Source organism: Allochromatium palmeri, from assembly GCF_009720725.1.
In the GTDB taxonomy this organism is placed as follows: Bacteria; Pseudomonadota; Gammaproteobacteria; order Chromatiales; family Chromatiaceae; genus Thermochromatium; species Thermochromatium palmeri.
Genome location: NZ_WNKT01000024.1, coordinates 38,773 through 57,621 on the forward strand (window position 1 = coordinate 38,773; position 18,849 = coordinate 57,621).

Consider the following 18,849-nt stretch of genomic DNA (forward strand, 5'->3'; position numbering starts at 1 on the left):
GATGACCGAGCCAATGCCCCACGATTCGGACGTGCTGCAACGCCATCTGCGCGACATTCGCGAACTGCTCGCGCGTCAGCGTCTGGTCGAGGATCTGATGCATCGCCAGCAGGGCCAGCATCAGGATCTGGTCGACTCCATCACGCATCGTCAGACCATCGGTTGGCTCAGGCGCAAGCTCGATCGGCTGCATCCGGCCGACATCGCGCACATCCTGGAGGCACTGCCGCGCGATCAGCGCCATCTGGTGTGGGATCTGGTGCGTGCTGACAAGGATGGCGAGATTCTGCTGGAGGTCTCAGACGCGGTGCGCCCGTCGCTGATCGAGACCATGGACAGCAACGAGATCCGCGCCGCCGCCGAGTCGCTCGATGCCGACGAGCTGGCCGATCTGGCGCCCGACCTGCCGCCCGAGGTCATGGAAGATGTGCTCGAAGCCCTGGACCAGGAGGAGCGCGAGCATGTGCGCGCGGCCATGTCCTATCCAGAGGACACGGTCGGGGCGCTGATGAACTTCGACATGGTCCGGGTACGCGAGGACGTGAGCCTGGAGGTGGTACTGCGCTATCTGCGCCGTTTCGAGGAGCTGCCGGATCATACCGATAAGCTCATCGTCGTTGATCGCGAGGAGCGTCTGCGTGGTGTCCTGACCCTGGAGTCGCTGCTCATCAACGCGCCGGAGCGACTCGTCTCCGAGGTGATGAAATCCAAGTCGCTGGTGACCTTCAAGCCGGAAGACGATGCCGACGAGGCCGCGGCGGCGTTCGAGCGCTACGATCTGATCTCAGTGCCTGTGGTCGATGGTGAGCGGCGTGTGATCGCGCGGGTAACGGTGGCCGATATGGTCGACCGCATCCGCGAGGAGTCCGAGGCCGAGATTCTCAGCCAGGCGGGTTTGCGCGAAGAGGAGGACATCTTCGCACCAATTACCCGGTCGTTGCGCAATCGCTGGGCCTGGCTGGCGATCAATCTGGTGACGGCTTTCGTGGCCTCGCGGGTGATCGATCTGTTCGAGGCTTCGATCGCGCAATTAGTGGCGCTGGCGGCACTGATGCCAATCGTTGCCGGGATCGGTGGTAACGCAGGCAATCAGACCGTCACCATGATCGTGCGCGCCATTGCGATGGGGCAGGTCGATCACTCGGCGCTGTGGCGTTTGCTCGTCAAGGAGGTTGGGGTGGCGCTGATCAACGGTGTGGTTTGGGGCGGGGTGGTCGGAGTGGTTGTCTGGGTGCTCTATGGCAATCTGGCGTTGGGCGTGGTGATGGTCGGGGCGATGACGCTCAATCTGTTGCTGGCGGCGACGGCTGGGGTGTTGATTCCGCTGATGCGTCAGCGGTTCGGGCGTGATCCGGCGCTCGGCGGTTCGGTGATGATCACGGCGCTGACCGATTCGGGCGGGTTTTTCATCTTTCTGGGGTTGGCGACGTTGTTTTTGCTTTGAGTCGGGAGTGTGGGTGGGGGAGCGGGTCGGGTAACGGCTGTCGGGGGGCGCCGTGAATCCGTCCCTGGAGGCTTGACGACCGCATCCATGCGGTCGACACCCCCGTCAGCCGCTACCCAACCCGCTTGGCCGGCGTCGTAGCGGCGGCTGGGGGGAGGGCTGTGACGCTGGGTCAGACGATCTCGGCCTTTTCGATGATCACGTCTTCCGTGGGGACGTCCTGATGTCCGGCGCGGCTGCCGGTGGCGACGCCCTTGATGGCCTCGACCGTTTCCATGCCCTCGACCACGCGCCCGAAGACGCAGTAGCCCCAGCCGTCCTGGCCGGGATAGTCGAGGAAATCGTTGTTGGACACATTGATGAAGAACTGTGCGGTCGCCGAGTGCGGCTGCATGGTGCGCGCCATGGCGAGGGTGCCGGCCTGGTTCTTGAGTCCGTTCTTGGCTTCGTTCTCGATCGGGGCGCGTGTGGGTTTCTGGCTGAAGTCAGGATTCATGCCGCCGCCCTGGATCATGAAGCCGTCGATGACGCGGTGGAAGAGCGTACCGTCGTAGTGACCGTCACGGACGTACTGCTCGAAGTTGGCGCAGGTGTTGGGGGCCTTCTCGGCGTCGAGTTCGATCAGGATGTCGCCGTGGTTGGTGGTCAGTTTGATCATTCGGTCTATGCTCCGAGTGGGGGTTGATGACGGCTCGGTACGAGCGCGCCCGTGGTCTTAGAAAGCCTGTTCGCGCATGGTAAGGAGTTTGGCGCGAGGCGGAAAGGTGTGAACGCTAAACCGACGCAGACATCCGGTTCGGCTGGGCGATCCGCGCCGCCTCGCTCAACACGAACTCGCGAAAGGCGCTGGCCGCCGGCGAGAGCCGCTTGCCGCGCCGATAGACCAGATACCATTGACGCCGATCCGGAAAGCCCTCGACGTCGAGGATCACCAGCCGTCGTGTCTCCAGCTCCAGCTCGATGGTGTGCAGCGAGACCACGCTCAGTCCAAGTCCCGAGCGCACCGCCTGCTTGACCGCCTCGTTGCGCGTCATCTGCATCCCGTGCCGGATCGTCTGCCCGCGCTCACTGAAAAAGCGCTCCATGGCCTGACGGGTGCCCGAGCCTTCCTCCCGCATCACGAAGACCTCCTCGGCCAGACGCGCCAGCGGAATGGCCGACTCGCCGGCCAGCGGATGATCGGGCGGGGCGATCACCACCAGCGGATTGTCCATGAAGGCTTCCGACTCGACCTCGACGTTGCGCGGCGGTACGCCCATGAGCACCAGATCCACCGAATTGCTGTCGAGCATCTGCACCAGACTCTCGCGATTGGTGACATCGAGCCGTAGCCCGATCCCCGGATGACGCTGCTGGAAGATGGCCATGAGCCGCGGCGCAAAATAGTTGACCGTGCTGGCCACGGCGATGCGCAGACTGCCGCGGCTCACACCCTTGAGCGACTCCAGCAGCTCTTCCATCTCGCGCAGCGATTGACCGATGGCGCGACTGTAATGGAACACCTCGCGTCCGGCCTCGGTGACGACGACCTGCTTACCCAGACGCTCGAACAGCGGCAGCCCGATTTCGTCCTCCAGCTGGCGCACCTGCATCGAAACAGCCGGCTGGCTCAGATGCAGCTCCTCGGCGGCGCGCGTGTAGCTGTTATGGCGTGCAACGGCCTCGAAGACCCGCAGTTGGCGCAGTGAGACATGCATGGTTAGGACGCTCGTGACGCTGTGGACTCAATAGAATCGATTGATACATCGATCATAAGCTATGAGTTATATCTAGCATAAGCAATATTTAGTAGTAATTATGTGGTTTATTGCTAATAATCGCACCCAGGTTTCGACCAGGGCCGACAGTCGGGTGCCACGGCGCCGGCCAGGCCGGTCGATCCGGACCTCACCACAGAACCTAATCCAGAGGACGATCCAGAATGGCTAAGACCTACAGCGCGGGCGTAAAAGAGTACCGCGAGACCTATTGGATGCCCAACTACACCCCGAAGGACACGGACATCCTGGCCTGCTTCAAGATCACCCCGCAGGCGGGTGTACCGCGCGAAGAGGCCGCCGCCGCCGTCGCCGCTGAATCATCAACCGGCACCTGGACCACCGTCTGGACTGACCTTCTGACCGATCTGGATCACTACAAGGGCCGCGCCTACGCCATCGAAGACGTGCCGGGCGACGACACCTGCTTCTACGCCTTCATCGCGTACCCGATCGACCTGTTCGAAGAAGGCTCGGTCGTCAACGTCTTCACCTCGCTCGTCGGTAACGTGTTCGGCTTCAAGGCCGTGCGCGCCCTGCGTCTGGAAGACGTCCGCTTCCCGATCGCCTATGTCATGACCTGCAACGGCCCGCCGCACGGCATCCAGGTCGAGCGCGACATGATGAACAAGTACGGCCGTCCGATGCTCGGCTGCACCATCAAGCCCAAGCTGGGTCTGTCGGCCAAGAACTATGGCCGTGCGGTCTACGAGTGTCTGCGCGGCGGTCTGGACTTCACCAAAGACGACGAGAACGTCAACTCGCAGCCCTTCATGCGCTGGCGTCAGCGGTTCGACTTCGTCATGGACGCCATCGACAAGGCCGAGCGCGAGACCGGCGAGCGTAAGGGTCACTATCTGAACGTGACCGCGCCGACTCCGGAAGAGATGTACAAGCGTGCCGAGTATGCCAAGGAGATCGGTGCGCCGATCATCATGCATGACTACATCACCGGCGGCTTCTGTGCCAACACCGGTCTGGCTCAGTGGTGTGCCGACAACGGCGTGCTGCTGCACATCCACCGCGCCATGCATGCGGTGCTCGACCGCAACCCGCACCACGGTATCCACTTCCGCGTCCTGACCAAGATCCTGCGTCTGTCCGGCGGTGACCACCTGCACACCGGCACCGTGGTCGGCAAGCTGGAAGGCGACCGCGCTTCCACCCTGGGCTGGATCGACCTGCTGCGTGAGTCCTACGTCAAGGAAGACCGTTCGCGCGGTATCTTCTTCGATCAGGATTGGGGCGCGATGCCCGGCGCCTTCGCGGTCGCCTCCGGCGGTATCCACGTCTGGCACATGCCGGCGCTCGTGACCATCTTCGGTGACGACTCGGTGCTCCAGTTCGGTGGCGGCACCCTGGGTCATCCCTGGGGCAACGCGGCCGGCGCCTGCGCCAACCGTGTCGCGCTGGAAGCCTGCGTCGAGGCACGCAACCAGGGCGTGGCCATTGAGAAGGAAGGCAAGGAAGTGCTCACCAAGGCCGCGGCCTCCAGCCCCGAGCTCAAGATCGCCATGGAGACTTGGAAGGAGATCAAGTTCGAGTTCGACACCGTCGACAAGCTCGACGTTGCGCACAAGTAATCGCCTGGATGGCTGGGATGGGTCGCGTTACCACGTCAAGCCCATCCCAACCGCCACGCTCAATACATCGAACCTGACCCCTAACCAAATCGGAGCATCACACCCATGAGCGAAATGCAGGATTACACTTCCAGCCTCGAAGACGTCAACAGCCGCAAGTTCGAGACCTTCTCCTACCTGCCGGCGATGGATGCCGACCGCATCCGCAAGCAGGTCGCGTACATCATCTCCAAGGGCTGGAACCCGGCTATCGAGCACACCGAGCCGGAAAACGCCTTCGATCACTACTGGTACATGTGGAAGCTGCCGATGTTCGGTGAGACCGACATCGACACCGTTCTCAAGGAAGCCGAAGCCTGCCACAAGGCGCACCCCAATAACCACGTGCGTCTGATCGGCTTCGACAACTACGCCCAGTCCAAGGGCGCCGAGATGGTGGTCTTCCGCGGCAAGCCGGTCTAAACGACCGCGCCTGTAGGGTCCGCTCCGGCGTACCCTGCGCCCCGCCAGTGGCTGTACGCACGAGCCCCTGCTTCTTCATCGAAGGGGTAGGGGCTTCGTTTTGTCCGGGCCTTGAGCGCCATCGGCCCTCATTCGTATGACGGGTGCCTCCATCGCACCCAAGGGGATCGCTTCCATGTCAGACATCGACAGCAACCAATTCCTGATCGACCACGAGCCTTACTACTGCCCCGTGAGCAACGAGGTGACCATGTACGAGGCCGCCTACGCCGCGCGCATGCCGGTCATGCTCAAGGGGCCGACCGGCTGCGGCAAGACGCGCTTCGTCGAATACATGGCCTGGAAACTCGGCAAGCCGCTGATCACCGTGGCCTGTAACGAGGACATGACCGCCTCGGATCTGGTCGGACGCTTCCTGCTCGACATCAACGGCACCAAGTGGCAGGACGGTCCGCTGACGGTGGCCGCGCGCATCGGCGCCATCTGCTATCTCGATGAGGTGGTCGAGGCCCGCCAGGACACCACGGTCGTCATCCACCCGCTCACCGACCATCGGCGCAACCTGCCGCTCGAAAAGAAGGGTGAGCTGGTCACGGCGCATCCCGATTTCCAGATCGTCATCTCCTACAACCCCAACTATCAGAGCCTGATGAAGGATCTGAAGCAGTCGACCAAGCAGCGTTTCGGCGCGCTCGATTTCGACTATCCGACCGCTGAGATCGAGACTGAGATCGTCACCCACGAGGGCGGCGTCGACAAGGCAACCGCCGAGAAGCTGGTGCAGATCGCGCACCGCAGCCGCAACCTCAAGGGTCACGGACTCGACGAAGGCATGTCGACCCGTCTGCTGGTCTATGCCGCGCAGCTCATCGGCAAGGGCGTCGAGCCACAGGCGGCCGCGCAGATGGCCCTGGTGCGTCCGCTCACCGACGATCCCGACATGCGCGACACCCTGGACGCGGCGGTCAACACCTATTTCTGAGCCGTTCGTCCGTAAGCGTCCGTCACTGGGTGTCAATCTTCGATCCGGGATGAAGCCATGAGCATCGATTTCAGCGAATACCTCGCCTGCCTCAAGGCCGATCCAGCGCACGAGCACGCCCAGGCGCTGGAATCGAGCTATCACGAGGCCGCGCGGGTGATGTCCCCTCGGGGACTTGAACACTATCTGACCGGCATCCGCGCCATGTGCGGCCTCAACAAGGGGCCGGATCTGGTGATGACCTATGTCCAGGAAATGCCGGGCGTGGCCAAGGAGGTCGGCGAGGACATCATCCCGGATGTCGTCAGCTCCCTGATGAAGCTGGCCTCACACACCTCGGGAACCGTCATCACGCTGATGATGGCGACCATGCCGCTGGCGGCCAACCGACTCAGCGACATCGAGGTGATGCGCGGCTATCTCAATCTGCTCCATCAGCTCGCCGGCAAGTCTCCACGGGGCTTGAGACCCATGATGGAGAACATGGACGAGCTGCTCTCCAAGCTCACGCTCGGCGGACTGCGGCGCTGGGCGCTGTGGGGCGCGCAGGCTCATGCACGCGATCTCGACGGTCAACTGGCTTATTTCGGACTCCAGACCGAGTCCTCGCGCTCGGTGCTGCAGAAAGAGCGGCGCGGCACGCTGTTCGTCGACAACCAGCGCAAGCTCAATTTCTATCTGCGCGCGCTCTGGGCGCGGGCCTTTTTCATGCGCCCGACCTCCGGCGACTATGAGTCGCGCACCGGACTCAAGCCCTTCATCGAGGATTTCCAGATTCATCTGCCGGACGCCTTCGACGCCTGGCGCGGGATCTCGGGTGTAGAACTCTATCGTGCGGCGGCCGCGCACTGTGCCGCGCACATGGTCTATACCAGCGCGCCCATGAGCGCCGAGCAGCTCAATCCGGCCCAGCGCATTCTCATCGGGCTGTTCGAGGATGCGCGGATCGAGTCGCTGGCGATGCGCGACTTCCCTGGACTGAAAAAGCTCTGGCTCCAGTTCTTCACGGCGCCGGCCGGAGCCGATGAACCGGGCGCGCGCCATCCGCTGCTGGACCTGATGATGCGTCTGGCGCAGGCGTTGCTGGACGCCGACTATCGCGATTCCGAGGCGCTCGTCAACGAATCCGCCGAGGCTTTCCGCGCCGCCTTCGCTGCCACGCCCGAGGACAACCGGATCAGTTGGATCGCCGGGGTCGAGTTCTACAACCGTGCGGTCCAGATCTGCGCCGTCCCCAGTCTGCGCATTCTCGAAGACTGGCCGATCCCCTATCGCGACGACAACGACTACGTCTGGGACTTCGACGAAAACCTGTTCATGACGCGCGGCGTGGACTATCTGCCCGCCAGCCAGCAGCAGGTGCGGCGCAACGTCAGCGTCATGGAGATGGTCAACGAGCTCGACTGCGAGCTGGCCGGCGACGACGCCCAGGAGATCTGGACGCTATCCACACCCTTCTGGCTCGATCAGGAGGGCTGCACCATCAACGAGCTGGAGGGCAAAGAGCCGGTTTCTCAACCCTATCACTATCAGGAATGGGACTATCAGGTGCAGCTCCATCGCCCGGACTGGGCGACCGTGATCGAGCGCCGTCAGGGCCGGGGCGATCCCGAGAGCATGGATGCGATCCTGACCAAGCACAAACCGGTCGCCAGCCGCATCCGCCATCTGATCGACGCGCTCCAGCCGCAGGGCATCGTGCGCCGACGCGGCTACGAGGAAGGCGAGGAACTGGATCTGAACGCCGCCGTGCGCGCCATGATCGACATCCGGCGCGGCGTGATGCCCGATCCGCGCATCAACATCCGTATCACCCGCCATGTGCGCGATCTGGCGATCCTGGTGCTGATGGATCTCTCGGAGTCGACCAACGAAAAGGTCGGGGTCAAGGAGGGCGAACCGGGCTATGAAGAGGCGCCGCGCATCCTGGATCTGACGCGCGAATCGACTGGACTGCTGTCCTGGGCCATCGATTCCATTGGGGACAGCTTTGCTGTGCATGGCTTCGCCTCCGACGGGCGGCACGATGTCCAGTACTATCGCTTCAAGGACTTCGACCGGCCCTATGATGACGAGGCCAAATCGCGGCTTGCCGGCATGAAGGGCGGTTTATCCACCCGCATGGGTGCGGCCCTGCGTCATGCCGGCTGGCATCTCACCCAGCAGGCGGCGCAGAAGCGGTTGGTACTGCTGATCACCGACGGCGAGCCGGCCGACATCGACGAGCGCGACCCGCAGTATCTGCGCCACGATGCCAAGAAGGCCGTCGACGATCTGCGCATGAAGGGCATCCACACCTACTGCCTGACCCTCGACCCCGAAGCCGACCGCTATGTGGCGCGCATCTTCGGCGAGAACGCCTATTCGGTCGTCGATCAGGTCGAGCGGCTACCCGAGCGGCTGCCGGCGGTGTTCGCGGCGTTGACGGGCTGACGAGCGTCAGCCGCCCGATTCATCCGAGCGACTGATGGACTGTCGCCCGGATTCGGCCGCTTCCAGACGCGCCCTGAGACACGATCGAGGCGATGCAGGAGCGCGAGGACCGGATCGACGAGCGCAAAGACGAATGGACGTCCTGTCTTGTCCGTGATTGGGATGGGCTTGTAGAGTAGACGCCGGGCGGTCTTGACCGAGAACCACCAGTCGTCGGCACTGAGTCCGGGAGGTGGTTGGCGATACCTCAGTTCGTCCCAGTGCAGATAGCGTCCGTTCGGTGCGGGACCGGCCGGATCGCCCAACAGCCGGTTCAGACGCTCGACACCGCCGACCTCGACGATGGACCGCAACAGGACTTCGAGATTGGGCGGAGACAGTGGGACTTTCACGGGGTACAACCTTGGAGCGAACTACTAATTTAGTAGTGATTAGTACCAAATTAGTACCGGCCGCGATAGTCCATCACGCTGTGTAACGATCCCCGATCCGGGGTGGCGTCTATCTTGCCTCGTTCGTGACGATTCAGTTGAATCTGTGATGTCCGTCGCGTTGAAGAGTGCCCCACTGAACTAAGCTGAAGGCGTAAGGATCACGAACGACGGGGACGGATTCCCGGCCCTCTTGGCGATTGAACCCCGACCGGGTCGAGACCACATCCGCTCCCCAAGCCGCGCCAGTCCAGGTCGACGACGGACCATCCCGGCAAGCGCATCCGCCAGCAAGGGAGCAGGGACATGACATACGCCTATCAGTGGTTTGGAGCGGTCAATGGGTGCGCCTTCCTGTATGGATGCATGCTGGGAATGGCGGCACAGGCCGCCCGTCATCCAGGTTATCCGTGGTTCACGGCTCAGACAGCGGGGTCAGAGTCAACACGCCAACAGCCAACATCGCCGACAGTACCCAGCCAGTCTTGATGGCTAGCGGTTAAGCGGAAACTCCAGCCGAAACTCGGCCCCCGGCTCAGCCGCCATGACTTCCACCCGCCCGCCCATGGCGTGCGTGAGACGCTCGACCAGCGCCAGTCCGATGCCCGTTCCGGGGATCGCCTGGCTCTTGGCCATGTCACCGCGCTGGAAAAGCTGGAAGACCCGCCGGCGCTGATCGCGCGGAATCCCCGGCCCAAAATCACGCACACAAACCCGCACACGCCCGTTGCTCAGTGTCTCGCAGTCGAGACGGATCGAGCGCGTCTCGGCCTCAGCGGCGAACTTGAGCGCGTTGTCGACCAGATTGATGAGGATCTGCACGAAGGCGTCCGGGTCGACCAGCAGCTCGGCTTCGCTGTCGTCACTGCTCAGTTCCAGCCGGAAGCCGGCGCGCTCGATCTGGCTCGCGACCCGCTCGACCACCAGCGCCATCAGTTCGCCGATCGGCATGACGCGCGGCTCCAGCACCAGGGCCTCGCGCCCGATGCGCGCCAGTTGCAGCACATTGGCGATCAGCCGTGACAGCCGCTCGCTCTCCTCGTGGATGAACCGATAGTAGGTCGACTTACGCTCCTCGCTGGCGAAACCGGCGCGCAGCATCTCGGCGTACATCCGGATCGAGGTCAGCGGCGTCTTGAGTTCGTGGCTCACCGCCGCGACGAAGTCCTGTTGCTGGCGGATCAGATCGAGCTGGCGCATCCCCAGCCGGTACAGCAGCCAGCCACCGGCGAGCAGCACCAGGGCGAGCGTGGCCGCCATCCAGCCGATCACCGCCGCGCCGGCCGGAGCGGGCAGGCGGCTGACGCTGAAGATCAGTTCCAGTCCGCCGAAGGGTTCGGCCATGCGCGCGCGGTAGAGTAGGGCGCCGGTCAATGGGGGTGGACTCGTGCTGACCAGGCGCGTGGCGCGGCTGGCATAGTCATCGGGGGATTCTGCGCGGAAGCTGGCCAGCACCTCGCCGCGATAGGCGACGATCAGATGCGTGGTGCGCGCCAGAGCGGTCGCGGTCAGCGGGACGCCGATCAGTTGCTCCAGGAAGGGCGTTTGTTCGATCAGAGCGCCCTGGATCAAACGCTCGCCCCCGCGCCAGACGGTGCGAAACAGCAGCAGATGTCCGCTGTCGAGCCGGCCGACCTCGCAGGGTTCGACGGTGCTGGCGAATAGATTCACAGCGGCGGGCTGGGGGGCGCTGGCGTCGGTCGCGGCGTCCTTGCGTCGCCCACGCTCGGCGAGCTCCAGATCCAGTTTCAGGTCATCGACACGACCGAGTGCCTGCCCCGTGTCCGTGGTCGACTTGGACGCAAGCCGCTCGTTGGCCGCCAGTCCCTCGAAAGCGGACTGTGAGAGACGGTTCGGCGCTTCATCCTGCATCGACACCGAGGACTCCGGTGCGGGCGCGGTCGCCGGTGCCAGGACCGGCGAGGCGGATTCGGATTCGCGCGCCTGGGCGTCGCGTTCGACGAGCCGATTGCCGACCAGAATGCCCTGGATCTGCTGGACGCGCGCCTGACGTTGAGCCAGATCGGCCGGATCGATCCCCAACGCGGCGGGCGCTGATCCCGCCTCCGGTACCAGCGGCGAACTCAGGGTGCCATCGGCGGCGACCTGGAACCAGCCGAGCAGTCCGGGGATCGTGGGCGCGAGCGGCCATTCAGACAGCGGCGAGCGACGTCGATAGGGGCTGGCCGGATCGGCGGATGGGGCGAGGAAGTCATAATCCTCGATCGGACGTCGATCCTCGGCCCGCGCCAGCGCGGCGAGCGTCTGGTCGATCCGCTCGGCGAGTCCCTCGGCGGCCAGTTGCTGCTGCCGGAAGGACTCCCACTTCATCTGATCATAGGCGGTGTAGACCAGCCACAGGCTCGGCGCGGCCAGCGCCAGCACAAAGAGTCCGATCCCGAGCCGCAGCCGGTGGCGGGCGCGATCATGGTCGCTGCCGCGTCGCATGTCAGGCCGGATCGACCTGCAGGCGATAGCCCGCGCCGCGCACCGTCAGCAGATGGCACGGTTTGGCCGAATCAGGTTCGATCTTGCGCCGGAGCTTGGCGATGTGGATATCGACCGTGCGGGTCTCCAGACCGCAGTCGCGTGCATAGCCCCAGACCTTGTTCAGCAGTTCCTCGCGCGAGACCGGACGCTCGGCGTGGGCGGCCAGATAGCACAGGATCTCGATTTCGCGGCGGGTGAAGGGAATCTCCTCGGCGCCGCGCCGACCGCGCAGATTGACGGTGTCGAGCTCCAGGTCGCCGAGCTGGAGCCGCTCGGCCGCGTCGCTCGTCGCGCCACGGCGGCGCAGCACCGCCTGCACCCGCAGCACCAGCTCGGTGACCGAGAACGGCTTGGAGACATAGTCGTCGGCACCGAGCCGCAAGCCCTGGATGATGTCGGCATCGGCCGTGCGCGCGGTCAGCATGATGATGGGCTGGGCGCGATCGACAGCGCGGACGCGGTCGCAGATGGCAAAGCCGTTGAGTCCGGGCAGCATGATGTCGAGCAGGATCAGATCGAAGCGCCCGGTGAGCGCCTTGGCCAGTCCACCGGGGCCATCGGCCGCCGAGTCGACTTCGAAGCCGTGATAGACGAACAGATCCTCCAGACCGACCCGGATCGGTTCCTCGTCCTCGATGATCAGCAGACGTTGTTTGCGCATCGCTTCAGGATGGTATCGGACGGACCTGGGATTGGTAAATTCAGTGTAAAACTTTGACGCCGGTTTTTACGTCGGCTGGCCTAAAATCCTGCCGCTCGCCTCCCTAGACTCAAGTCACGGAATCGACACCGAGACTCTGGAGGCAATCGACATGGCACTCATCACACGACTCTCGCGCCTGCTGCGCGCCGATCTCCATGCCGTGCTCGACCGGCTGGAAGCGCCGGAGCTGGTGCTCGCCCAGGCGATCCGCGAAATGGAGCAGACGCTGGACCTGGAACGACGCCAACTGCACCGCCTGGAGCGCGAACTCCAGCGTCTGCGCGAGCGCGAATCCGAACAGGAGCGCGTCCTCGAACAGAACGGGCAGGCGCTCGACGACTGTCTCGCCGCCGAGCGCGAGGATCTGGCGCGTCCTGTCATCCGCCGCCGTCTGGAGACCGAAGGCCGGCTCGAAGCGCTCCGCACCCGTCGGCGCGAGGCCGAAACTGAACAAGCACGGCGCGTGCCGTTCCTGGCCGAGCGCGAGTCGCGGCTCGCCGATCTGCGGGCACGTGCCGCCATTCAGGACGCTGAGTCCGAGCCTGATTCGACTGACTTCGATCCGGTCTGGACCGGCGCCGATCCGCGGATCTGGGACGCCGAGGTCGAGGTCGCCCTGTTGCAGGCCAAGCGCCGGCGGGAGGCACGGTCATGAGCCGCCCCGGATTCGGCGAAGGCGTCCTGGTCGCTCTAACGGCGGCGCTGCTGGCCTCGATCGTCCAGAGCGCGCTCGGCGGTTGGCTGCCGTCCTACACCCTGGCGCACGGACTCTGCATTGGTCTGGGACTCGGCTATGGACTCTATCTGCTCGCACGCGCTCGGGAGCCGGCTGGACGGATCGCCGTCCCGATCCTGTGGGCAGGCGTCAGTCTGCTGGTCGCGCTCCTGCATGGCGGACTCGGGTTGCAGATCCTCGTTCAACTCGGGCTGGTCTGGCTGGTGCGCGCGCTCTATCACCACGGACGACCGCTGTCGGCACTCCTGGATCTTGGCCTGCTGCTGCTCGGCGGTCTGGCGGGTCTCTGGGCGCTGGAACACACCGGCAGCCTGTTCCTCGCCCTCTGGACGCTGTTCCTGATCCAGGCGCTGTTCGTCCTCATCCCTGGTGGCCCGGACGCCGAGCGGCGCGCGTCAGCGACCGCCGATCCCTTCGAGACCGCCGAACGCGCGGCCGAGCGGGCGCTCGCCCGGCTGCTGCGTTGAACCCATCCCGCCCCGAATACAGCCATCACGAGGCCAATATCATGAAAACGCCATTGCAAACCAAGCTCATCGCCCTGTCGCTCTTCGGTCTCACGGGAGCCGCCGTCCTCTACTATCCGGCTCTGCGCTCGGCCGAATCGGCGCCGCCCGTCACACCCGTCGTTCCGCTGGTCGAACAGGATCCGGTCGCTATGCCCGACACCCGCCAGCATCCGGTCATCGAAGCGGTGTTCGTGCTCGACACCACCGGCAGCATGGGCGGACTCATCCAGGCGGCAAAGGACAAGATCTGGTCGATCGCCGCGACCATGGCCGCCGCCCAGCCCGCACCCGAAATACGCATCGGTCTGGTCGCCTATCGCGATCGCGGTGACGACTATGTGACCCGCGTGGTGGATTTGACCAAGGATCTCGACGGCCTCCACACCGAGCTGATGCAGCTCCAGGCCCAGGGCGGCGGTGATGGCCCGGAGAGCGTCAATCAGGCGCTCCACGAGGCGCTGCACCGCATCGGCTGGAGTCGGGATCCAGGCGTCTATCGCGTCATCTTCCTGGTCGGCGATGCCCCGGCGCATCTGGACTATCCCAACGACGTCCCCTATACGCAGACCCTGACCGAGGCCCAGACACGCGGGATTCGGGTCAACGCTATCCAATGCGGCACGCTCGCCGACACGACCCAGGAATGGCGGCGGATCGCGCAACTCGGCAACGGCGGGTATTTCCAGGTCGAGCAGAGCGGCGGCGCGGTAGCCATCGCCACGCCCTATGACGAGTCGCTGGCCAAGCTCTCGGCCGAACTCGACGAAACGCGGATCTATTACGGTCGCGCCGAAGAGCGGGCGAAGAAGGAAGAGAAGCTTGCCGCTACCAAGGCGACTCAGGCCGCCGCCGCACCGGCGGTGCTGGCGCGGCGCGCTGGATTCGTGGCCTCCGAGAGCGGCGAGGCGAGTCTGAAGGGCGAGAACGAACTGATCGAGGACGTGGCGAGCGGTCGGGTCGATCTGGCCGAGCTACCGGACGCGCAACTGCCCGCACCACTGGCCAATTTGACACCCGAGGCACGGCGCGTACTGATCGATGAGCAGGCCACCAAGCGTGAGGAGGTGAAACAACAGATCAAGGATCTTTCCGCCCAGCGCGCCGACTATCTCAAGTCCCAGGTCGAGGCCGAGGGTGGGGCGGAATCTTCGCTCGACTATAAGATCTTCAGTGCCGTGCGCGAACAGGCGGCCGAGAAGGGACTGAGCTACGACAAGGCCGCGCCTGTGTATTGAAATCGGCCTCAAATCTTCTGCGAGAAATGCCTCCATCAGCGAGGTTAAACGCAAACGCGGGCCACCTCCTTTCGAAAGTGGCCCGCGCGTTTGCAGACCGGATCAGCGAGTCGTCTATTCGCGACCGGCTTCCACCTTCTGCAAACCTGCCTCCAGCGTCTTGATCTCTGCCGGCGACAGCACCGGCCGATCAACCTTGATCGTCAGCTTGTTCAACTCCGCTGTGAGCGGGAACGGCGGCAGGTAGTCCGCGTCGTTCACGCCCGTGATGGTGTCAGAGCCGACGTCGAAGCTCTCGTCCCACTGCAGGATGATCGGGATGGTCTTCTCCATCTTGATGGTCTGGACGTCCTTGCCATCGACCTTCAGCGTGCCAGTGCCCGAGCGTCCGATGCCGCTGAAGTTGTTGAAGGCCATGGTTTCCGCGCCGAGGCCGTCATAGGTGAAGGCGAACTCGATGCTGTGTTTGCCGGGTGTGAGGGCCTCCGGTCCTTCCCACTTGATGCGCTCCAGATCAAGCAGGTTCCACAGGAAGACCGGCTTGCCCTCAAGCAGGTAGAAGCCGAATCCGGCGAAACGCCCGCCCGAGGTCACGATCATGCCCTCGGCTCCACCCTCGGGAACGGTGATGTCTGCGGTGATGGTGTAGGAGGTATTGAGCAGATAAGGCGCGTCGCCCTGCGGCAGACCCGTCATCGGTGAGGTGTAGACATACTCGTTGCGACCGGCGGTGAGGCTCGGACGCGCGGCTGCAACCCGAGCGCCGACCGAGGCATCCAGCGGCAGAACCTGATACTTCTTCGCTTCTTCCAGGAACATCGCGCGCATTTCCTTCACCTTGTCCGGATGCTGTGCGGCGATGTCCTCGGCCTGGTTCCAACTGGTGCTCAGGTCGTAGAGCTGGAAGACCTGGTTGTTCAACGGGTCCGGATTGGCTGGGGAGAAGGCATCCCAGGGCGCGCGGTCCACCTTGGTGTTGCACGGCAGGCAGGGCGGGGCGCGCAGCCTTGTCAGGCCGCACTGTCCCGCAACTCACTCTCGCATCGGGCAAATTCGCGTGCTAATCGATTAACTCGACCTTGCCTGTGTTGAGGTCGTAAGACGCCCCGACGATCTTGATCTGGCCAGATTGCTCAAGATTCGCCAAGACCGAACTCTGTTCTCTAACCTGGGCTACCATGTCATGCACATTTTGGTCGATGACCTGCTCGACAAAATCATCGTTAGACGATGTTCGCTGGTCGGGGGAAAACCCCTCCACGCCATCCACTGCTGGGCGGATCTTGGCCAATAGCGCGGTTAAATTGCCCAACTCGGCGCCGTCAATGGCTCCTTTGACCGCGCCACATTGGCTATGACCCAACACCATGACCAGCTTTGCTCCAGCCAGTTTCGTTGCAAACTCCATGGAGCCCAACTGATCCTCATTCACAATGTTCCCTGCAACACGGCCAACAAAGATGTCACCAATGCTGACATCAAAAACTTTTTCCACCGGAACCCTTGAATCCAGGCATGACAAAATAACGGCTTTCGGGTATTGGCCTTGCGCTGAAGCAGCGATCCGCGCGGTGATATCGCGTTGAGTCGCCTCGCCCGCAGCAAAGCGTTCATTCCCAGCCAATAGCGCTTCAAGAACTTGATCCGGTGTAAAGGCTTGTTGGCCTGCTTGACTTAATGGTAAGTCGGCGTCTTGTCCCAAGCATACTTGCGTTAGACCGAGAAGAACGCTTGCGAACAAAAGTGATTGATATTTCATTATATTGCTCCTCATAAAGCATTGGTTAGTTGGCATCCGTTAGCGAAACATCCATGATCATCCTACAAACGGGGTGGGTGATCGGTCAAAAAGCCATCGAGGCGTTGGCGAATTCTCGACGGCGTAGGAGGCGCGTATTACCGCGCGCTGGGCCGCGACGCCGGGGCCAAAATCGCCAGCGTCGGTCCGAGAAGCAGGCATCTCAGACTGTAAAGGAGCGGAATCCGGTCAAGGCGAACTGGACACCCATCGAGAGTACAAGGAGCCCCATTAAACGGGTTATCGTGTCCCGTAGAAACCCTGCATCGTTTCGTCGGCCAGCGAGAACTGCTGTCAATATCATGATCAGCCAGGTCGTCGCGACCGCTACGCCGATGGCAACAAGGGCTGTCGTCGGAAGTTGCAACCGCGTGTGGGCCGCCGCGATCGTAATAACGCCCGTAATGGTGCCCGGGCTGGCGGCGAACAGGATCAGGGGTGTCAGTGAAGGTGTTGAATCTGCTGCCGGTGACGAGGCAATGGACCCCTTGCCGCTGAGCATCGAGAATCCCATCCAGGCGAGCACGCCTCCGCCCGCAACCATGAAGGCATCAAGCGATACGCCGAACAGGTCCAGCACCCTTGTTCCTGCAAGGGCTGCTCCCAGCAGGATTGCGAGGATGGCCATCGCGGCCTTGGTCGCGTCGACAAAATGCTTGCGTCGCGAACTTTCCCCCTCGACTTGGGCGAACAACACCCCACAGATCGCGGGATTCACGAGGGAGAGCACTGTGGCAATGGCCTGGAGTTGCTGTTCCAAAGGCGTTCTCCTCTTAAGCTGAGTAATTGGTCATGCAAGCGCGGTGGATGCCCTATCGTAGTCGGAAAATTCCGGCTATGTCGTCTCCCTAATGCCAGGGAATGTCCTGCTTACCAGACGGATTTTGCGTCTGGTGGCACTGCATAGACAATCTCGATGAAGAAGGCCGCCGGGATCATACGCGCAACTATCCACAGGTGATATATCCCCTGGAGCGTGCACCGGCCCAGTTACCGCGGCGCTAGTCGGATATCGATCCTGCAAGCTAAGGATTTCGGCGTATTTGCGCAGGGTCGCGAGCGACGTGGCGTGCTTGCGTGAGATCAAGAAGGTCGCGAGGCTCGAGTCAGCGCCTTAACCAGCGGATTGGCACTCAGGCCGTGCAGCAGGATACTCAGCAGGATGGTGCAGACTAGGGTCCCGGTCAGGATGCCTCCACCGGGTAAGTCGGCGCTGAATACCATGATACCGAACACGATGCTGGCCAGACCGCGCGGCCCAAACCAGCCGATAAAAAGCTTGGTTCTGGGCTGCAATGGCAGCCCCCACAGGGACAGGTAGACCGGAAGCATGCGGATTAGGGTCAGGCTGAGCACTGCGTAGAGCAGCACGGACCAATTGAAGTAGCCCAGCGTTTGGCCCACCAATCCGGCACCGAAGAGCACCCAGGTGACCAGGGCCAGGGTGTCGCCGCTGCCCTCGGCGGGGAGCAGAAATGTATGCTTCTCCTGCTGCGCCAAGGCGCCGAACAAAAGGCCGCCGGAGAAGGCTGCGATGAAGCCGCTGCCGCCAAGCAACTGGGCCAGGGCAAAGCAGGACAAGGCGAGCGCCACCACGGGGAGTTGCCGCCAGGTCTCGCTGATCCAACCGCGACGGGTGCAAAGACGCAAAAGCCAGGTCGCGGCCAGGGTGGCCCCGACCCCCACAGCAACGCCAATGCCGATCGCCTCGGCGAAATACCCTAGTACCGCGCACCTTAAGTTGACTGGACAATTTCATGCCATCAGCGGCTTGCCGATATAGGTCCAGCGAAACGGCTTGGCGAGGGTCTGGTTGAAGAAATCGATGAACTCAAGGAGGCGTTGCTTGAGTTCATCAGTGGAGGCGAAGCGCGCGCGCTTGAGCAACCGACGGGTGAGGATACCGAACCAGATCTCGACCTGATTGAGCCAGGAACAGTGCTTGGGAGTATAAACAAAGCGGATGCGATGGGCGGGATCCTGGAGAAAGGCGGCGCGGGAGGCCATGCTCTGGAGGATCCCCGTTTTTCCCTTGCCACCAAGGTCGCTGTCGATCCCACAGCGTTGGGCGATGCATTCGACCAGACTGGCCGATTGGTGGGTGTTGAGTTGATCAACGATGAAGATCCACTCGCCCAGCGGATCGGTGTCCAGGGTGCGCTCGATGTGTGCCACAAAATCGGCTTCGGTGCGGGTGTCGCCGATGGAGGGGGTGATGACGCGCCCGGTGGCGACCTCGAAGTTGGCGATCAGTGCCTGGGTGCCGTGGCGTTCGTACTCGAACTC

The 18,849-nt window shown here is 63.1% G+C and carries 18 protein-coding genes; 8 read left to right on the forward strand and 10 right to left on the reverse strand.

Going from position 1 to position 18,849, the window contains the following annotated elements; translation table 11 throughout:
* Window position 1: 1 nt before the first annotated feature.
* Window positions 2-1,444, forward strand: coding sequence for a magnesium transporter (gene mgtE / locus GJ668_RS11790; protein ID WP_155450348.1), 1,443 nt, complete (start codon window positions 2-4; stop codon window positions 1,442-1,444).
* A gap of 172 nt (window positions 1,445-1,616) precedes the next feature.
* Here the strand turns inward: mgtE and GJ668_RS11795 are convergent, their stop codons facing one another.
* Window positions 1,617-2,102, reverse strand: a complete 486-nt coding sequence (locus tag GJ668_RS11795; protein WP_155450349.1) for a peptidylprolyl isomerase — start codon at window positions 2,100-2,102, stop codon at window positions 1,617-1,619.
* 115 nt (window positions 2,103-2,217) lie between these two features.
* Complete coding sequence (locus tag GJ668_RS11800; protein ID WP_155450350.1) at window positions 2,218-3,141, reverse strand: LysR family transcriptional regulator; 924 nt, start codon at window positions 3,139-3,141, stop codon at window positions 2,218-2,220.
* Window positions 3,142-3,365: 224 nt separating this feature from the next.
* On the opposite strand from GJ668_RS11800, the gene GJ668_RS11805 reads away from it, so the two are divergent.
* The 4 genes from GJ668_RS11805 to GJ668_RS11820 all read left to right on the forward strand — a co-directional run bounded on the left by GJ668_RS11805 (window position 3,366) and on the right by GJ668_RS11820 (window position 8,661).
* The gene (locus GJ668_RS11805; protein WP_155450351.1) at window positions 3,366-4,784 is read left to right on the forward strand and encodes a form I ribulose bisphosphate carboxylase large subunit; all 1,419 of its coding nucleotides are present in this window, start codon (window positions 3,366-3,368) and stop codon (window positions 4,782-4,784) included.
* A 105-nt stretch (window positions 4,785-4,889) separates the two neighbouring features.
* Window positions 4,890-5,246, forward strand: coding sequence for a ribulose bisphosphate carboxylase small subunit (locus GJ668_RS11810; protein ID WP_155450352.1), 357 nt, complete (start codon window positions 4,890-4,892; stop codon window positions 5,244-5,246).
* Between the two features lie 175 nt (window positions 5,247-5,421).
* Window positions 5,422-6,228, forward strand: a complete 807-nt coding sequence (locus tag GJ668_RS11815; protein ID WP_155450353.1) for a CbbQ/NirQ/NorQ/GpvN family protein — start codon at window positions 5,422-5,424, stop codon at window positions 6,226-6,228.
* A gap of 57 nt (window positions 6,229-6,285) precedes the next feature.
* Window positions 6,286-8,661: a nitric oxide reductase activation protein NorD gene (locus GJ668_RS11820; protein ID WP_155450354.1), complete on the forward strand. Its 2,376-nt coding sequence runs from the start codon at window positions 6,286-6,288 to the stop codon at window positions 8,659-8,661.
* Here GJ668_RS11820 and GJ668_RS11825 read toward each other — a convergent pair.
* From GJ668_RS11825 to GJ668_RS11835, 3 genes are all read right to left on the reverse strand, one after another.
* Window positions 8,604-9,053, reverse strand: coding sequence for a hypothetical protein (locus tag GJ668_RS11825; RefSeq protein WP_155450355.1), 450 nt, complete (start codon window positions 9,051-9,053; stop codon window positions 8,604-8,606). The two genes, GJ668_RS11820 and GJ668_RS11825, sit on opposite strands and share 58 nt — an antisense overlap.
* Window positions 9,054-9,584: 531 nt before the next feature.
* Window positions 9,585-11,540, reverse strand: coding sequence for a sensor histidine kinase (locus GJ668_RS11830; protein ID WP_155450356.1), 1,956 nt, complete (start codon window positions 11,538-11,540; stop codon window positions 9,585-9,587).
* A gap of 1 nt (window position 11,541) precedes the next feature.
* Entirely contained in the window at window positions 11,542-12,243 is a 702-nt protein-coding gene (locus GJ668_RS11835; RefSeq protein WP_155450357.1) for a response regulator transcription factor, read from the reverse strand.
* Window positions 12,244-12,394: 151 nt separating this feature from the next.
* Between GJ668_RS11835 and GJ668_RS11840 the strand changes: the two genes are divergently transcribed.
* The 3 genes from GJ668_RS11840 to GJ668_RS11850 are packed head-to-tail and all read left to right on the forward strand — an operon-like array spanning window position 12,395 to window position 14,765.
* Entirely contained in the window at window positions 12,395-12,940 is a 546-nt protein-coding gene (locus tag GJ668_RS11840) for a PspA/IM30 family protein (protein WP_155450358.1), read from the forward strand.
* The gene (locus tag GJ668_RS11845) at window positions 12,937-13,488 is read left to right on the forward strand and encodes a hypothetical protein (RefSeq protein WP_155450359.1); all 552 of its coding nucleotides are present in this window, start codon (window positions 12,937-12,939) and stop codon (window positions 13,486-13,488) included. The genes GJ668_RS11840 and GJ668_RS11845 overlap by 4 nt, the downstream gene beginning before the upstream one ends.
* A gap of 41 nt (window positions 13,489-13,529) precedes the next feature.
* Window positions 13,530-14,765: a vWA domain-containing protein gene (locus GJ668_RS11850; RefSeq protein WP_155450360.1), complete on the forward strand. Its 1,236-nt coding sequence runs from the start codon at window positions 13,530-13,532 to the stop codon at window positions 14,763-14,765.
* A gap of 114 nt (window positions 14,766-14,879) precedes the next feature.
* On the opposite strand, the gene GJ668_RS11855 is transcribed toward GJ668_RS11850, so the two are convergent.
* The 5 genes from GJ668_RS11855 to GJ668_RS11875 all read right to left on the reverse strand — a co-directional run.
* The gene (locus tag GJ668_RS11855; protein WP_246194818.1) at window positions 14,880-15,734 is read right to left on the reverse strand and encodes a hypothetical protein; all 855 of its coding nucleotides are present in this window, start codon (window positions 15,732-15,734) and stop codon (window positions 14,880-14,882) included.
* 91 nt (window positions 15,735-15,825) lie between these two features.
* Window positions 15,826-16,560, reverse strand: coding sequence for a carbonic anhydrase family protein (locus tag GJ668_RS11860; RefSeq protein WP_343032210.1), 735 nt, complete (start codon window positions 16,558-16,560; stop codon window positions 15,826-15,828).
* Between the two features lie 166 nt (window positions 16,561-16,726).
* Window positions 16,727-17,323 carry a MarC family protein gene (locus tag GJ668_RS11865; RefSeq protein WP_155450361.1) on the reverse strand — a complete coding sequence of 199 codons (597 nt, stop codon included), beginning with the start codon at window positions 17,321-17,323 and terminating at the stop codon, window positions 16,727-16,729.
* Window positions 17,324-17,646: 323 nt separating this feature from the next.
* A complete protein-coding gene (locus GJ668_RS11870) occupies window positions 17,647-18,267 on the reverse strand; it encodes a cation:proton antiporter domain-containing protein (protein WP_343032211.1) in 621 nt (206 codons plus the stop codon).
* A gap of 51 nt (window positions 18,268-18,318) precedes the next feature.
* The coding region (locus GJ668_RS11875; RefSeq protein WP_155450362.1) for a transposase at window positions 18,319-18,849 on the reverse strand (531 nt) is incomplete at its 5' end.

Excerpts from the sequence above, each read along its gene's own strand:
- GJ668_RS11845 (WP_155450359.1), top strand. The coding sequence starts at position 12,937 with ATGAGCCGCCCCGGATTCGGCGAAGGCGTCCTGGTCGCTCTAACGGCG.
- GJ668_RS11815 (WP_155450353.1), top strand. The coding sequence starts at position 5,422 with ATGTCAGACATCGACAGCAACCAATTCCTGATCGACCACGAGCCTTAC.
- GJ668_RS11830 (WP_155450356.1), bottom strand. The coding sequence starts at position 11,540 with ATGCGACGCGGCAGCGACCATGATCGCGCCCGCCACCGGCTGCGGCTC.
- mgtE (WP_155450348.1), top strand. The coding sequence starts at position 2 with ATGACCGAGCCAATGCCCCACGATTCGGACGTGCTGCAACGCCATCTG.
- GJ668_RS11835 (WP_155450357.1), bottom strand. The coding sequence starts at position 12,243 with ATGCGCAAACAACGTCTGCTGATCATCGAGGACGAGGAACCGATCCGG.
- GJ668_RS11860 (WP_343032210.1), bottom strand. The coding sequence starts at position 16,560 with ATGCCAACTAACCAATGCTTTATGAGGAGCAATATAATGAAATATCAA.
- GJ668_RS11810 (WP_155450352.1), top strand. The coding sequence starts at position 4,890 with ATGAGCGAAATGCAGGATTACACTTCCAGCCTCGAAGACGTCAACAGC.
- GJ668_RS11795 (WP_155450349.1), bottom strand. The coding sequence starts at position 2,102 with ATGATCAAACTGACCACCAACCACGGCGACATCCTGATCGAACTCGAC.
- GJ668_RS11805 (WP_155450351.1), top strand. The coding sequence starts at position 3,366 with ATGGCTAAGACCTACAGCGCGGGCGTAAAAGAGTACCGCGAGACCTAT.
- GJ668_RS11800 (WP_155450350.1), bottom strand. The coding sequence starts at position 3,141 with ATGCATGTCTCACTGCGCCAACTGCGGGTCTTCGAGGCCGTTGCACGC.
- GJ668_RS11840 (WP_155450358.1), top strand. The coding sequence starts at position 12,395 with ATGGCACTCATCACACGACTCTCGCGCCTGCTGCGCGCCGATCTCCAT.
- GJ668_RS11850 (WP_155450360.1), top strand. The coding sequence starts at position 13,530 with ATGAAAACGCCATTGCAAACCAAGCTCATCGCCCTGTCGCTCTTCGGT.
- GJ668_RS11820 (WP_155450354.1), top strand. The coding sequence starts at position 6,286 with ATGAGCATCGATTTCAGCGAATACCTCGCCTGCCTCAAGGCCGATCCA.